This window comes from Streptomyces sp. NPDC001890 (assembly GCF_042891445.1).
Taxonomy (GTDB): domain Bacteria; phylum Actinomycetota; class Actinomycetes; order Streptomycetales; family Streptomycetaceae; genus Streptomyces.
Genome location: NZ_JBIATE010000002.1, coordinates 465,742 through 479,926, shown reverse-complemented (window position 1 = coordinate 479,926; position 14,185 = coordinate 465,742). Strand labels below are relative to the sequence as shown.

Sequence of the window (14,185 nt, the reverse complement as noted above, 5' to 3'; positions counted from 1 at the left end):
GTTCCCCTGCCCCGCCCGCCCCTTCCCGTAACCGGGGGCTCCGCCCCCGGACCCCTGCTCCTCAATCGCCGGAGGGGCTTGAAATGCTCCTCGGCCACCGGAGGGGCTGAAGCGCTCCCCCGTTCGCCGGAGGGGCTTGATCTGGGAGCCCCCATGGACCTCGTCATCCGTAACGCCCACGTCGTCGACGGCACCGGCGCCCCCCGCCGCCGCGCCGATGTGGCCATCGCCGACGGCCGGATCGCCGGGATCCACCCCGAGGGCTCCTCCGGCCCGCGCCCCTCCGCCCGCCGCACGCTCGACGCCGACGGGCTCGTCCTGGCGCCCGGCTTCATCGACATGCACGCGCACAGCGATCTCGCGCTGCTCCGCGACCCGGACCACAGCGCCAAGGCCGCGCAGGGCGTCACCCTCGAAGTACTCGGCCAGGACGGCCTGTCGTACGCCCCGGTCGACGACCGGACGCTCGCCGAGGTCCGCTCCACCATCACCGGCTGGAACGGCTGTGCGCCCGGGGACACGAGCATCGACTTCGACTGGCGCACGGTCGGCGAGTACCTGGACCGGCTGGACCGCAACTTCGACGGCCGGGGCATCGCCGTCAACGCCGCCTACCTCGTCCCGCAGGGCACGGTCCGGATGTACGCGGTGGGCTGGGAGGACCGCCCCGCCACCGATGCCGAACTGACCCGGATGAAGGAACTCGTCGCCCAGGGCATGGCGGAAGGCGCGGTCGGCATGTCCTCCGGCCTCACGTACACCCCCGGCATGTACGCGAACGACGCCGAACTCACCGAGCTGTGCCGGGTGGTGGCCCAGTACGGCGGCTACTACTGCCCGCACCACCGCTCGTACGGAGCGGGCGCGCTCGGCGCGTACGAGGAGATGGTGCAGCTCACCAGGAACGCGGGCTGCGCCCTCCATCTCGCCCACGCCACCATGAACTTCGGCGTGAACAAGGGCAGGGCGCCCGAGCTGATCGCGCTGCTCGACGACGCCCTGGACGCGGGCGCCGACATCTCCCTCGACACCTACCCGTACACCCCCGGCTCCACGACCCTCGTCGCGATGCTGCCGAGCTGGGCGAGCGAGGGCGGGCCCGAGTCGGTGCTCGCCCGCCTCGCCGACGACGCCACGGCGGAACGCATCCGGCACCACCTGGAGGTACTCGGCTCGGACGGCTGCCACGGCGTGCCGATCGAGTGGGACACCATCGAGATCTCGGGGGTCGGCGTCCCCGCCCTCGCCGGCCACGTGGGCCGCACGGTGGCCGAGTCGGCGCGGCTGCGCGGCGAGGCGCCCTGGACGACCGCGCGCCGGCTGCTCGTCGAGGACCGGCTCGGCCCGACGATCCTCCAGCACGTGGGCCACGAGGAGAACGTGCGGCAGATCATGCGCCACCGGGTGCACACCGGGGGGAGCGACGGCATCCTCCAGGGCGACAAGCCGCACCCGCGCGCCTACGGCACGTTCCCGCAGTATCTCGGCCGGTACGTGCGGGAGTTGGGCATCCTTTCGCTGGAGGAGTGCGTCGCCCACCTCACCTCGCGCCCGGCCCGGCGGCTGCGCCTGGCCGACCGGGGGTACGTCCGCGAGGGCTACCGCGCCGACCTGGTGCTCTTCGATCCGGCGACGGTGGCGGCGGGCTCCACGTTCGAGGAGCCGCGCACCCTGCCGGCCGGCATCCCGCACGTGCTGATCGACGGCCGCTTCGTCATCGAGGACGGCCGCCGCACCCAGACACTGGCAGGCCGGGCCGTCCGGGGAGCGGGACGCACCACCGCGTAGCGCGCCCGGCCCTCACTCCCCCGCCCTCGCCCCCCTGCCCGCTCCCTGATCACTCCTCCGCCTGCTCCTTCGCCCAGGCCAGGTCCTCCTCGGTCGGGGCGTCGTCCTGGGTGAGGCTGCGCCGCCAGTAGCCGCTGAACTGCACGGCCGCCCGGGGCAGCCCGCGCTCCTCGACCAGGTGACGGCGCAGGGTCCGCACCGCCCCCGCCTCACCGGCCAGCCACGCGGCTCCGGTCCCGGCGGGCAGCGGCGCCGTCCGCACCGCGTCCACCAGCGACCCGCCCCGGTCCCGGTGCACCCAGTGGACGTCCACGTCGCCGGCCGAGCCGAGCGGCCGCTCCTCCGTCGCGTCGGCGACCTCGGCCCGGACGAGCGCCCGCGCCCCGGCGGGCAGCGACTCCAGCAGCGTCGCGATCGCGGGGAGCGCCGACTCGTCGCCGGCCAGCAGCAGCCAGTCGGCGGCGGGCAGCGGCCGGGCGTACAGCGACGACGGGCCGACCATGCCGAGCACATCGCCCGGCCGCGCGTCCCGGCCCCAGCGGGCGGCGGGCCCGTCGTCGCCATGGAGCACGAAGTCGACCGTCATCACGTCACGCCCCCGGTCGTACGCGCGAACGGTGAAGCTCCGCAGCAGCGGTCGCTCGGGCTCGGGAATCGCGAGGTACGCCTCGTACCACCGCATGCCGTACGTGTCGTCGGCCTCCGGCTCCGGCAGCCGGGGCACCCCTTGCCCCTCCCTCGGGAAGCAGAGCTTCATCTGCTGGTCGGGCCGGTCCTCCATGAGCCCCGCCAGCGCCTCCCCGGTGAAGGTGACGCGCGCCGTACGCGGAGTGATCCGCTCCACGCCGACGACCCGTACGTACGACACGGTCAAAGCCTGCCCCATCGCGGCTTCCACCCTCTCCGACTGATAGTTTATGCCGTAAGGAATTACTCGGCGAAGTTACTTTATGACGTAAGGAGTCGCAAGTGGTGGTCTTTGCCGGACAGGGCGACGCCCGCCGTTCGATGTCCCTGTTGTGGCGCGCCGACGGACCTCGGGAGCAGGGCCGGCGGCCCGGTCCCGGCCCCAGGCCGGGGCTGAGCGTCGATGCGATCGTGACCGCCGCGATCGCCGTCGCGGACGAGGACGGCATGGCCGCGCTGTCGATGCGCGCGGTGGGCGAGCGGCTCGGCCGCACCGCCATGGCGCTCTACACCTACGTCCCCGGCAAGAGCGAGCTGCTGGACCTGATGTACGACGCGGTCCACGCCGAGCTGCCCGCGCGGTACGAGGAGACCGGCGACTGGCGCGCGGGGCTGACCGCGTGGGCGCGGGACAGGCTCGAATTCCACCTCCGCCACCCCTGGGTGCTCCAGGTCTCCCAGGCCCGCCCGGTGCTCGGCCCGCACGAATACGCGGGGCTGGACACGCTCGTGCGGCTGCTGAACACGACCGGGCTCGAAGCACGTCTGCTGCGGCAGCTGGTCGGCACGCTCTCCCACTTCGTGCGCGGCTGCGCCGGGACGGTCGCCGAGGCGCGGCAGGCCGCGGCGGCGACGGGCGAGTCGGACGAGGAGTGGTGGTTCGCCCGCTCGGCGCTGCTGGGCGAGGTGGCGCCCGACTTCGCGGAGCGCTATCCGAACCTGATGGCGATGGAGACCGCTTCCACCCCGCAACCGCAGGCTCCCGGCGAGGAGTCGGTGCCGTACCTGGAGCGCGAGGCGAGGGAGACGTTCGACGTGGGGCTCGGGGTGCTGCTCGACGGGATCGGGGCGGCGATCGCAGGTACGGCGAAGCCGTGAACGCGCGTCGCCGCCGCGGCACCCGGTGACGGGCGTCGCGGCGGCGAGGTGACTCACGGGGCCACGGTCACGGCCTCGGTCATGGTCACGGTCACGGCTTGGGCAGGGCACACCCTGCACGGTCGAGGTCGAACTGGTTGCCGGCACCGATGCACGGCACGATGCCGTACGTCTCCTGGGCGTAGTTGATGCCCTCGCGCACCGTCACGTTGCCGTTCTCGTCGACCTCGCACGGATTGTTGTCCGTGCACTCCTGGCCGTCCTCGTTGCCGGTGTTGTTGACGGCGACGACCTTGCCGGTTGCGTTGTCGATCACCGGGGAGCCCGACGTACCGCCGATGGTCTGACAGGCGGAGGTGTAGCGGACCGAGTCCTTCCAGGTCCACTCCCCTTCCTTGAGGCGGTAGACGAAGCCGTCGACGTTGCAGGCGTACGTACGCTTCCAGTAGCCGGACACGACGGTGATCGCGGTGCCCTGGACCGGGTGCGCGGTGTTGAGCTCCAGCGCCTTGATGCCGTAGGTGCTCTCGATCTGGGCGTAGGTGCGGGTGAGCTGGTACACCGATATGTCGGTGTCCGTCATCGTCCCGTACGCGATCTTGCTGGCGCGCAGGGTGCCGACGCCGCTGCCCGAGGCGTTCAGCAGGGTGAAGCTGCGGGTGGACGGCTGGTTGAACACGACTTCGCCGGGGCCGGGGAATCCGGTCTCCATGCAGTGCCCGTTGGAGAGCACCAGCGCGGGGTCACCGGGCTGGGAGTCCGGGGTACGGACGACGGAGCCGGAACAGTTGCTGAGCGCCACGGTCCCGGCGAAGTTGACCGCCTTGGGCCTGACCTTCTCCTTGACCGCGACCGGCGACGACGCGTCGTGGCCGGTTGCGGCGGTTGCGGCGGTTGCGGGCGCGACGCCGGCCCCGAGGAGCAGGACAGCGAACAGCGCACCGACGAGAGGCTTCTTCATGTGGGGGTCCCCTCAAGTGACCTGGGCAGGGTCCTGTTGGCCCCCACCCACCGAAGTCTCCTTCGGATTTGACATGCGCATGTTGGCGCACTGAAGGGGCCCCCACAAGGGGCGGTTTCCAGCCGTCGATCTCAGCCGTTGTCCGGCTCCACCGGGATCCAGAGCTCCGCCTCGCCCCGCGCACCGTCCTGCGAGAGCCGGACGCGCAGGATCTCGGGCCCCGGCCTGCTCCGGTACGGATTGGACGGGAACCACTGGGTGAACACGTCCCGCCACAGGTACTGGAGCGCCTGGGGGAAGGGCCCGGTGTTCTCGAAGACGGCCCAGGCACCGGCCGGGACCACCAGTACGTCCAGATCCTCGGGCACTTCCTGCCTACTCGTCACTACGGCGTGGTAGTAGTCGAGTTCGGTCCCCTCCGCGCGGCTCTGGGCGAGGTTGTCACTGACCTGGACGATGCCCTCCGGCTGCTGGTCGGACAGGGCCGCGATGCGCTCCACGGTCTCCTTGCCGATGCCCCGGACGAACTCGGCGATGGCCGGGTTGACCCCCTCGTGCACCAGGGGGACCCGCGCCTTCCTGCCCACCACCCGGAACTCGTCCTTCGTCACGATCCGGTACTCCATGCTGCTGCTCCCTTCGACCACGAGACGGAAGGACATCCGGGGCTGGGACCGCAGAACCGCACCGACCCGACGGGCCTCGCCCGGACCGACGCCGTGCATGGCCCGGAACGCCCGCGCGAACGCCTCGCCCGAGGAGTAGCCGTGGCGCACGGCGACCTCCAGCAACGTCCGTTCCCCGGCGAGCACTTCGGCGCCCGCGAGCGTCAGCCGCCTGCGCCGTACGTACTCCGAGAGCGGCATCCCGGCCAGCGCGGAGAACATCCGCCGGAAGTGGTACTCCGACGTCATGGCGATCCGGGCCAGCTCGGCCGCCTCGATCTCCTGACCGAGCCGGCTCTCGATGTACTCCATGGCCTGGTTCAGCTTCTCCAGCACCCCGGTCTCCTTCCCTTACGGACCCTCACGCTAGGAGCCGCGCACCCCCGCGGGCCCGACATCCTGTGCCCGTTGCGGTCGGGTGGCCGCCCGCCGGGCCGGCGCCCCCCGCTGATCAGCGGCCGGAGGCCGGGTCGCCGGTCCTCGCCGCCTTCAGGACGTCGTAGCCGACGAAGTCGAACATCCGCTGCCCCGGGACGAGTTCGCTTCGCTCACCGGCGAAGCGGTGCGCGTCGACGAAGCGGTGCGCGCCGACGCCGTACCCCGCGTCCGGTTCCGACAGCCACAGCAGCTCGAAGCCGCGCTCCTCGAACCAGTCGCAGACCAGCGGCACCCGGTCGGGTGCGGCGCGGTTGCGGGTCCAGACGACGGTGCCGCCGGGCGCGCACAGCCGGGTGCAGGTGTCGATGGTGCGCTCGATGTCGGCATCGACGACATTGCCGAACACCCCGCAGACCAGCACGAGATCGGCCGGCGCAAGACCGAGGCAGTGATCGGTGAGCGAGGCGTCGCCCGTCACCACCTCCACCCGCGTCAGCCCGGCCCTGCGGGCCGACTCCCGGGCCAGTGCGGTGTTCCCCGGATCCAGCTCCACCAGCCGGGCCCGCACGTCGTCGCGCCGGGGGTGGCCCGCCAGTACGTCGATGAGGTCGCGGCCCTGCCCGGCGCAGACGCTGATCACGCGCAGCGGGCCGGGCGGTGCGGTGTCCAGGGCGTCCCGGATCCGGTCCTGGACGGCCCTCAGCCGCCGCGTCAGCCAGGAGTCGGGGTCGTCGTACGCATCGTGCCATGCCTGCCAGTCCATGGCGGGACCCTACGGCGGGGCGCCGGGCACGTCCTGCGAATTCCGCCGGGCCGTCGTGCCCGTACGACGGACCGGCCCCGCACACCCGCACACCTACGCGGCCTCCGTCGCGGCCGCCTCCCTCGACAGCTGCACCGCCTGGCGCAGGCTCAGGCCCGGCTCGGCCTTGCGGAGCGCCTTGACCGCCGCGACCGCGTCGAGCGGGCCCTGGTGGCCGCCCGCCCTGATCCGGCTCCCCGCCCAGCGGCCCCGCAGCTCCGTGTCCGGTGTGCCGGCCGCTTCGGCGACCACGGCGAGGGCCCGCTCCAGGCCGGGGCGCTCCTCCGCGCCCGCGGTCTCCAGCGCCTGCCGGAGCGCCGCACCGATGGCTTCCGCGTCGCGCACCACGACCACGGCCAGATCCTGCTTCCCGTTTCCGATCATGTGGTCATCCTCACCGGCAAGAGGCGCGCTCCCACCCGAGTTGAGCCACATCTGAGGTACGGAGGAGGCGCCCGGCGACCGGGGTCCCGGGAACCGGGCCGCCTCCGTCCCGGGCCGGAGGCGGCCGGCCGCTGGAACCCTTCGAGGCGCCGGACTACGAGGTGATCGACCGGCGCATCGCGACCAACCCGCGCTCCCCGTTCTCGCACCGGGTGTACGCCCAGCGCACCACCTCGGACACCCCTCTCTCACTGACCGGCCGCACCCTCACGGTCACCGCGCGGAACGGCACCCGCGAGGAACGCGAACTCGCGGACGGCGACGAGGTGCTGCGCGTACTGGCGGCCGACTTCGACATCGGCCTGCCCCCGGGCACCCGGCTGCCGGAACAGGAGGGAGCGGGGGAGGAAGGGGGACGTCGTGGCGCATCTCACCCGTCCGCGTCCGTCACGCCCGGATTCCACCGCATTCGAAGCCCCGCCCCCGGCCCCGCCCGGCGTTCCCACGGTCACGGACGGTGGGCGCATGGGGATGGAAGACGGGGCGGGGCGGGGGAAATACCCGGGTGGGGCAACCGGGAGGGAAAGGCCGAGCAGGGCGCGGGGCGCGGTCGTAAGCTCCCAGACATGCAGGTCATCCAGTCCACGAAGCTCGCCAACGTCTGTTACGAAATCCGGGGCCCCGTGCTGGAGGAGGCGATGCGGCTGGAAGCGGCCGGTCACCGCATCCTCAAGCTGAACACCGGCAACCCTGCCGCGTTCGGGTTCGAGTGCCCGCCCGAGATTCTTGAGGACATACTGCGCAACCTCTCCGGGGCGCACGGCTACGGCGACGCGAAGGGGCTGCTGTCCGCGCGGCGGGCGGTGATGCAGCACTACCAGACCAAGGGGATCGACCTCGACGTCGAGGACATCTACCTGGGCAACGGCGTCTCCGAGCTGATCCAGATGTCGATGCAGGCGCTGCTCGACGACGGCGACGAGGTCCTCGTACCGGCTCCGGACTATCCGCTGTGGACCGCTTCGGTCTCGCTGGCCGGCGGCACGGCCGTGCACTACCGGTGCGACGAGCAGTCCGACTGGATGCCGGACCTCGCCGACATCGAGCGGCGGATCACCGACCGCACCAAGGCGCTCGTGATCATCAACCCGAACAACCCGACGGGCGCGGTGTACGACGACGAGATGCTGCGCGGGCTGACGGAGATCGCCCGGCGCCACAACCTGGTCGTCTGCTCCGACGAGATCTACGACCGGATCCTGTACGACGGGGCGACCCACACCCCGACCGCGACGATCGCGCCCGATCTGATGGTGCTCACCTTCAACGGGCTCTCCAAGAACTACCGGGTGGCCGGCTACCGGTCCGGGTGGCTGGCGGTCTGCGGTCCGAAGGCGCACGCCTCCTCGTACATCGAGGGGCTGACGATCCTCGCCAACATGCGGCTGTGCGCCAACATGCCCTCGCAGCACGCCGTGGCCACCGCGCTGGGCGGCCGGCAGTCGATCGACGACCTGGTGCTGCCGGGCGGGCGGATCCTGGAGCAGCGCGATGCGGCGTACGACCTGCTGACGCAGATCCCGGGCGTGACCTGCGTGAAGCCCAAGGGGGCGCTGTATCTCTTCCCGCGCCTGGACCCCAAGGTCTACAAGATCAAGGACGACCGGCAGATGGTGCTCGATCTGCTGCGGGCCGAGAAGATCATGGTCGTGCACGGCACCGGGTTCAACTGGCCCGAACCCGATCACTTCCGGGTGGTGACGTTGCCGTCGACCGAGGATCTGACGGACGCGGTGACCCGGATCGCGCACTTCCTGGACGGCTACGGCCAGCCGTAGCGGCCGGCCGCCGAGGATTCCGCGGGAGCCGGGAATCGATCGCAGACAACTTTAGACTTAATCCAAGGTAGGATGGTCCCACTGCAACACCAGGAGGCCATCCATGTACGAACCGATCCGCACCAAATCGGTCCACACACCGGCCGACCACGCCGACGACTTCCCGCACCGCTCCCGTGAGGAAGAGCTGGACATCCAGCTCGCCGGGCACCTGGCCGCGCTCCTCGCGGTCACCGACGAGCTGGGCATCGGCGAGGCGGGCGACCGCATCGCCGCACAGGTCGCCAGGCTGCGCGGTGCGCCGCCCGCCCGGCACGCCGGCCGGACCGACGCACCCGCACCGGCACTGCACCGCCGCGCCCACGCCCTCGCGGGCCGGGCACTGGTGGTGGCCGCGTCCCGCGCCGACACGGCCGTCGCGATCCTCGCGGCCGAGCGGATGGACGCCCACACCGCGGCGCTCGCCGCCCCCGCCGCCGCCTCGACCCGGCTGGTCGGCGCCCACTGACGGCCCCGGCCCACGTGCCGTCGAGGCGCGTGGGCCGGGTGCCACCCGATGCCACCCCATGGCCGCACACGACCGCCCGCGCGGCTCCGGGCCCGGCCCCGCTCCGGTCCTGCGGCGGCTCCGGTCAGGCGTTCACGAGTTCCCTCGAACCCAGCTTCTGCCGGGCGAATTCAAGGTTGCCGACCACCCGGTCGCGATGCTCGGGAGGCACCTTGCCGCTCGTGAGGAGGCGTTGGCCGCAGCGCTCCGACTCCTCATAGTTTCCGGTCCAGTAAGCGGCTACGGCGAGTTCGTCGAGCGAGCACCAGTCGTACCACTCGAACTCGACGAACAGAATGTCTTCCGGGTGCGGGATCTGCGCCGCTTGCTGCGCGAACATGTGCGCAAGTGGCCAGCGTTGGCCGTTCGTGCGGCAGTAGCGCGCGAGTTCACCGAGCGCTTCGGCGCGAGAAGGACGGCTTTCGTGCGCGCGGAGGTAGCGGTCGATCACCTCGGTCGGCCGCTTGCCGAGCTCTGCCGCAAGCCGTGCGGCGTAGAGGTGGGAACAGAAGACTTCCTCCGCGAAGCCTCCCATGCCTGCCCGGCGGTCGTAGGCGGCCAGCGACCTCTTCGGCTCTCCGGCATCCCGCCAACTCTGGGCGAGGTAGAAGACATAGCGGGAGTTGTCGGGTTCCTTGATCAGACCCTGTTGAAGGACCTTGGCGTCGCGCAGGTATTTCTTCCGTACTCCCTCATCTCTCAGGCGTGCGCCACCACCCACCGAGAGGATGTTGGCGCCTTCGAATGTCCCGAGGGTGTACGACGTTCCGCAGTCGATGTACTCGTGCAGGACGCCGACATAGCGCCAGGGCAACCGGGTCGAGACCAGAGCGGGGCGCCAGTGGATGATGGGGCCGTCGTGCAGTGCGACCCGGTAGGCGTCGTGGGTCAGCTCCGGCATGCGGAAGCCGGGCTCCACCTCCATCTCGTCGTCGGCGTCGATGAACAGCAGATAGTCCGCTTCGGCGCGCGCCAGGTCGATCGCCTCGCTGCGGCTCCCGTCGTATCCCTTCCATGGACTTTCGTGCAGGGCGCCGGGCAGATCGCTGAAGACGTCACGGATGACGTCCTGGGTGCCGTCGGTCGAGCCCGTGTCCAGGATGACCCACGTGTCGATCAAGGGGCGCACGGATTCGAGGCATCGTCTGATGACCGGGGCCTCGTTCTTGACGATCATGTTCAGGCAGACCGTTGATTTCACGGGTCACCTCCAAATCGGTGAGGTAGAAGACCGACGACGTGACGTCAGCTCGGACGCTTGAGCAGTACGAAGCCCTGTTCATTGCTCACGGTGAGATACCCCTGTGCCCGCGCAGCGCCCAGTGCCTGCTGCTCCTGAAGGACGTTCAGCGGCCACCGCTGACTGAACGGCACCTTGGTGTCCACCATGATCCACTGAGGATTGGGGCGGCTGTCGGACCAGCCGTGGAGGCTGACACTCGTACGGTTCGTGAGCTGGGGCACGAGCTGATTGGATGCCTGCACCGTGGCGCCGTCGGGGATCCGGTCCATCAGACGGTGGGCGGCGGCAATGCGGGGGTCGTCCCGCCAGGTGGCCGGCTGGACCAGCTGCCAGAACGGAAAGTGCGGCAGGAGCATGAGTGTGATCGCAGCGGAGCCGGCGAGGTACCGGCGCACGCTGCTCCTGCTCGGGTTCCGTCGGCTCAAGGCGTCGATGAAGGCCGCGAAGACGATCGGCATCAGAGTGAGCGAATAGTGGTAGACGGTGCCCCAGTGGATACTGAGCTCCGAGGCAGCCCGCCACATCAGGGTCGGCACCGCGATCCACATCAACGGGGACCGCAGGGCCAGGAACAGGGTCGGGACCAGCACGAACAGGAGCGTCGTGACCTTGACCTCGGGGGTGATGAGACCGATCGTGCTCCTGTACAGCAGATGCGTCAGCCCGCCCGCACTGCCTTCCGAGCCGTTCAGGAAGCCCCAGTAGTCGTAGGACCCGCTCGGGCTGAAGGCCGGCAGAATGACCGTCGTCGCCAGCAGTGCCCCGGCCAGGCCGACTGCGGCGGTGGTGATCCCGAGCTTGCGGTCGCCACGCCAGGCGACGACGAGGCCGATCACGACCACGGTGAGCCCGAGGTCCTCCTTCACCAGCAGCAGGGGCAGCGCCCAGCAGACCGCGGCACGCATCCGGCCCGTCGCGAGAGCGGTGAGTGAGCACGCGAGAAGGGGAACGGCGAAGGCCCATTCATGGAAGTCGGAGCCGACCCCGCTCGCGAGACCCCAGGAGAGGCCGTAGCAGACCCCGATGACCGCGGCGGCGGGGGAGCCCAGCACTCGGCGCGCCCAGAAGGTCAGGGGCAGAACGCTCGCGGCGATCAGCGCCGCCTGCACCGTGAGCAGGGCCATCGCCGAAGGCCACAGCCAGTAGACGGGTACCACCAGGGCCAGAATGGGAGAGAAGTGGTCTCCCAGGATGGGAAAGTCCGGCCCCTTGATCTCGGAGACGGGCAGGTGCCCATGCGCGTAGGAGCGGACGACCTGTTCGAAGATTCCCAGGTCGAAACCGTGGGAGAGCATGCGCTGATGGATGCTCAAGGACAACGTCGCGTACGTGAAGAACAGCGCCGCCGCCAGGGCCCAGATCCACCACGGGCTGTCGAAGCGGCTCCCCCGAGACGGCTCGACCGCCGAACCTTCATCCACAGTTGATTTTTGTTGTACCGGGAGCGTGGCACTGTCGGTGGGTGGGGCTTGCATGACTTATTCCTTCCGGGAAACCGACCCTGAGGACCTCAAGATGCCAGCAGCCTTCAAGGCCGGGCTCTGAGCCGCCATGTGCGCGCGCAGAATACTCCGAACAGCGGCACACCTGGGGCGTGGTGGAGTCACCCGCGCTTCTCGCGAGGGGCATTGACCGATGCCTGTCGCACCGTTACCGACTTGATGACGACAGTCTTCTTCGGTCTTCCGTCGGAGGATCCGTCCTGCGTTCCGTTGCCGGCGATCTCCTTCAGCACATCCATTCCGCTCACGACTTTCCCGAAGGGAGTCCACTCGGACGACATGGGGATGTCAGGATCGGCATAACTGATGAAGAACTGACTGCCGTTCCTGCCGGGAGCCGCCTTGGACATCGCCAAGGTGCCGGCCAAATATTCTGCTCCATCCAGATTTTCATCCTGGAAGAAATATCCCGGATCCGCCGCGCCTTTCTCCTCTGAGGCACCGCAGTCCAATACGTAAAGCCTTCGGGTCGTGACGCGGTGACACGTGCTGCCGTCGTAGTACCCCTTCCGCGCCAGGAAGGAGAAGGAGTTGGTGGTGCAGGGCGCCTTGTCGGTCAGGGCCTCGAAGGTGACGGTTCCCCGGTTGGTCACGATTTCTGCCGTGTATGGCCGAGCAGCGGCCGATGCATCGAAAGCGGGAACTCCCACGGGCTTTGCGCCACCGGTGAGTTTGTATGAGCACGTGACCGGAGGCTTCGCGTCGACGCTGTATCCCGTCAGGGAAACCGCCGCCCATGTCAGCCCTGAACACGTCGCGGATACGGCGAGCGCGACCGCCGCCACCTTGACCACGCGTTTCCTGGCCCTGGTGAAGAAATTCATCTTTCCTTGAAAATCCCTGACGGACATTCGAGCCTCAATTTGACAAGTGGGAGCCGATAAAGCACGCAGAGCGTATCCATCCGTCCGCGCTTCGACCGCACCGACACTCACTCGGAACTGAAACCACTACGGGGCTGCATGGCCCAACTCTTCGGGGCTCATACTCTTTCGGCCCCCTTCCGCATTCTGCCGATCGCCTGAACGTCTGGTGCGCCTCGCCCACTTTCTTGCATATGCACCCGAGTGTTGCGTCAGAGGCTCCGCATGCCTCATCAGACCACTCCGTTCGGTTCCCCAAGGAGCAAACTCATGAGTCCTGAGAACAGGACCCCCTCACGTCTGGGCCCGGTGCCCCGCGGTCACCGGTGGCTGGCAGGCGGTGCGATGGCAACGCTGAGCCTCGTCGTGCTGGGCTTCGCCAGCCCCGTGATGGCGTCCGCCCAGAACACCTTCTCTCCGAGCGAGACGAACCGGCCTGTACTCATGGGCGGTGACAAGTGCGAGCACCACAAGCACAAGCACGACAGGGACGAGTGCAGGAAGAAGGAGAAGGACAAGGAGAAGGGCAAGCGCGGCCCCACCGGGCCCACCGGGCCGACGGGTCCGCGCGGTGCCACGGGACCGACCGGACCGACCGGACCCACCGGACCGACCGGCCCGACCGGCCAGAACGGTGAGAACGGCGCCACCGGAGCAACGGGACCGACCGGACCCACCGGACCGACCGGCCCGACCGGCCCGACCGGCCAGAACGGTGAGAACGGCGCCACCGGTGCAACGGGACCGACCGGACCCACCGGACCGACCGGCCCGACCGGTCACACCGGTGCGACCGGCGCCACCGGTGCGGCTGGGCCGTGCGTCAATGTCGACTCGGTGCGGCCCAACGGCGAGGAGCAGTTCCTCGGCGCGCTCTTCAACGGGGTGCCGTTCTACGGCAAGCGCGACACCAGGCCGGCGGCCGGCGGCCCGAACAATGGAAACATCACCCACGGGTCGATGAACACCCCGGGCTGGGGAGACCTGAGCACAATCACCGGTTTCCCCTCGAACAAGACCGTCTGCGGCATCTCGGTCGACGGTGCCCAGGGGGCTGACGCCTTCTACAAGATCATCACCACCGATGGTGACGTCTTCACCCTGCACTGCGCCGCCAACGGGCAAACCCTTGTGTGCCCCGCCGAAGGGTCGCAGTGGGTGGAAGTAACGGATCTGCCGAACTCTCCGGGCTTCAGCGCCGCCGCGCCGCCGTTCAGGAACGAAGCGCCGCTGAGCCCGAGCGAGCAGTCCAGCCTGATGGACGAGCTGATCAACAGCCTCACCGGCAACAGGGCGACGAAGCCGGTCGTGGACGCAACCGAGAAGGGACTCTCGAAGAGCTAGAAGCGGCCCTGACCTCGCCCGGACCCCTCTGAAGTGTGCCGTGCCCCGGATGATCGGGGCACGGCACACGTGCGTGTCGGAACGC

13 protein-coding genes and 1 pseudogene are annotated in these 14,185 nt (G+C 69.8%); 6 read left to right on the top strand and 8 right to left on the bottom strand.

Annotated features, from left to right (window positions below):
• The first annotated feature begins 153 nt into the window (after nt 1–153).
• Complete coding sequence (locus ACFYY1_RS08350) at nt 154–1,788, top strand: amidohydrolase family protein (RefSeq protein WP_388582473.1); 1,635 nt, start codon at nt 154–156, stop codon at nt 1,786–1,788.
• A 49-nt stretch (nt 1,789–1,837) separates the two neighbouring features.
• On the opposite strand, the gene ACFYY1_RS08345 is transcribed toward ACFYY1_RS08350, so the two are convergent.
• The gene (locus tag ACFYY1_RS08345) at nt 1,838–2,674 is read right to left on the bottom strand and encodes a siderophore-interacting protein (protein WP_388582470.1); all 837 of its coding nucleotides are present in this window, start codon (nt 2,672–2,674) and stop codon (nt 1,838–1,840) included.
• A gap of 83 nt (nt 2,675–2,757) precedes the next feature.
• Between ACFYY1_RS08345 and ACFYY1_RS08340 the strand changes: the two genes are divergently transcribed.
• The gene (locus ACFYY1_RS08340; RefSeq protein WP_388582468.1) at nt 2,758–3,573 is read left to right on the top strand and encodes a TetR/AcrR family transcriptional regulator; all 816 of its coding nucleotides are present in this window, start codon (nt 2,758–2,760) and stop codon (nt 3,571–3,573) included.
• A 91-nt stretch (nt 3,574–3,664) separates the two neighbouring features.
• On the opposite strand, the gene ACFYY1_RS08335 is transcribed toward ACFYY1_RS08340, so the two are convergent.
• From ACFYY1_RS08335 to ACFYY1_RS08320, 4 genes are all read right to left on the bottom strand, one after another.
• Nucleotides 3,665–4,534 (bottom strand): serine protease, encoded by an 870-nt coding sequence (locus ACFYY1_RS08335; protein ID WP_388582465.1) that lies wholly within the window; start codon nt 4,532–4,534, stop codon nt 3,665–3,667.
• Nucleotides 4,535–4,665: 131 nt separating this feature from the next.
• Complete coding sequence (locus ACFYY1_RS08330; RefSeq protein WP_388582462.1) at nt 4,666–5,535, bottom strand: GyrI-like domain-containing protein; 870 nt, start codon at nt 5,533–5,535, stop codon at nt 4,666–4,668.
• Between the two features lie 115 nt (nt 5,536–5,650).
• Nucleotides 5,651–6,340 carry a methyltransferase domain-containing protein gene (locus ACFYY1_RS08325; protein WP_388582459.1) on the bottom strand — a complete coding sequence of 230 codons (690 nt, stop codon included), beginning with the start codon at nt 6,338–6,340 and terminating at the stop codon, nt 5,651–5,653.
• Nucleotides 6,341–6,433: 93 nt separating this feature from the next.
• Nucleotides 6,434–6,763: a hypothetical protein gene (locus ACFYY1_RS08320; protein ID WP_388582456.1), complete on the bottom strand. Its 330-nt coding sequence runs from the start codon at nt 6,761–6,763 to the stop codon at nt 6,434–6,436.
• A 131-nt stretch (nt 6,764–6,894) separates the two neighbouring features.
• Here ACFYY1_RS08320 and ACFYY1_RS08315 point away from each other — a divergent pair.
• The 3 genes and pseudogenes from ACFYY1_RS08315 to ACFYY1_RS08305 all read left to right on the top strand — a co-directional run.
• Nucleotides 6,895–7,116, top strand: a pseudogene (locus ACFYY1_RS08315) (arylamine N-acetyltransferase); the annotation flags it as partial.
• Nucleotides 7,117–7,389: 273 nt separating this feature from the next.
• A complete protein-coding gene (locus ACFYY1_RS08310) occupies nt 7,390–8,601 on the top strand; it encodes a pyridoxal phosphate-dependent aminotransferase (protein WP_266730067.1) in 1,212 nt (403 codons plus the stop codon).
• A 103-nt stretch (nt 8,602–8,704) separates the two neighbouring features.
• On the top strand, nt 8,705–9,109 hold the full coding sequence (locus tag ACFYY1_RS08305) for a hypothetical protein (protein WP_388582453.1): 405 nt from the start codon (nt 8,705–8,707) through the stop codon (nt 9,107–9,109).
• Between the two features lie 124 nt (nt 9,110–9,233).
• Here the strand turns inward: ACFYY1_RS08305 and ACFYY1_RS08300 are convergent, their stop codons facing one another.
• The 3 genes from ACFYY1_RS08300 to ACFYY1_RS08290 all read right to left on the bottom strand — a co-directional run bounded on the left by ACFYY1_RS08300 (nt 9,234) and on the right by ACFYY1_RS08290 (nt 12,717).
• Nucleotides 9,234–10,349 (bottom strand): glycosyltransferase, encoded by a 1,116-nt coding sequence (locus ACFYY1_RS08300; RefSeq protein WP_388582450.1) that lies wholly within the window; start codon nt 10,347–10,349, stop codon nt 9,234–9,236.
• Between the two features lie 44 nt (nt 10,350–10,393).
• Nucleotides 10,394–11,812 (bottom strand): DUF2079 domain-containing protein, encoded by a 1,419-nt coding sequence (locus tag ACFYY1_RS08295; protein ID WP_388582447.1) that lies wholly within the window; start codon nt 11,810–11,812, stop codon nt 10,394–10,396.
• 182 nt (nt 11,813–11,994) lie between these two features.
• Nucleotides 11,995–12,717 carry a peptidylprolyl isomerase gene (locus ACFYY1_RS08290; protein WP_388582444.1) on the bottom strand — a complete coding sequence of 241 codons (723 nt, stop codon included), beginning with the start codon at nt 12,715–12,717 and terminating at the stop codon, nt 11,995–11,997.
• 384 nt (nt 12,718–13,101) lie between these two features.
• Here ACFYY1_RS08290 and ACFYY1_RS08285 point away from each other — a divergent pair, with 384 nt between their 5' ends.
• The gene (locus tag ACFYY1_RS08285; protein ID WP_388582441.1) at nt 13,102–14,100 is read left to right on the top strand and encodes a hypothetical protein; all 999 of its coding nucleotides are present in this window, start codon (nt 13,102–13,104) and stop codon (nt 14,098–14,100) included.
• The last annotated feature ends 85 nt before the right edge of the window (nt 14,101–14,185 follow it).

Coding starts and splice junctions, on each gene's coding strand:
- ACFYY1_RS08305 (WP_388582453.1), top strand. CDS start 8,705: ATGTACGAACCGATCCGCACCAAATCGGTCCACACACCGGCCGACCAC.
- ACFYY1_RS08345 (WP_388582470.1), bottom strand. CDS start 2,674: ATGGGGCAGGCTTTGACCGTGTCGTACGTACGGGTCGTCGGCGTGGAG.
- ACFYY1_RS08285 (WP_388582441.1), top strand. CDS start 13,102: ATGGCAACGCTGAGCCTCGTCGTGCTGGGCTTCGCCAGCCCCGTGATG.
- ACFYY1_RS08290 (WP_388582444.1), bottom strand. CDS start 12,717: ATGAATTTCTTCACCAGGGCCAGGAAACGCGTGGTCAAGGTGGCGGCG.
- ACFYY1_RS08325 (WP_388582459.1), bottom strand. CDS start 6,340: ATGGACTGGCAGGCATGGCACGATGCGTACGACGACCCCGACTCCTGG.
- ACFYY1_RS08310 (WP_266730067.1), top strand. CDS start 7,390: ATGCAGGTCATCCAGTCCACGAAGCTCGCCAACGTCTGTTACGAAATC.
- ACFYY1_RS08350 (WP_388582473.1), top strand. CDS start 154: ATGGACCTCGTCATCCGTAACGCCCACGTCGTCGACGGCACCGGCGCC.
- ACFYY1_RS08320 (WP_388582456.1), bottom strand. CDS start 6,763: ATGATCGGAAACGGGAAGCAGGATCTGGCCGTGGTCGTGGTGCGCGAC.
- ACFYY1_RS08335 (WP_388582465.1), bottom strand. CDS start 4,534: ATGAAGAAGCCTCTCGTCGGTGCGCTGTTCGCTGTCCTGCTCCTCGGG.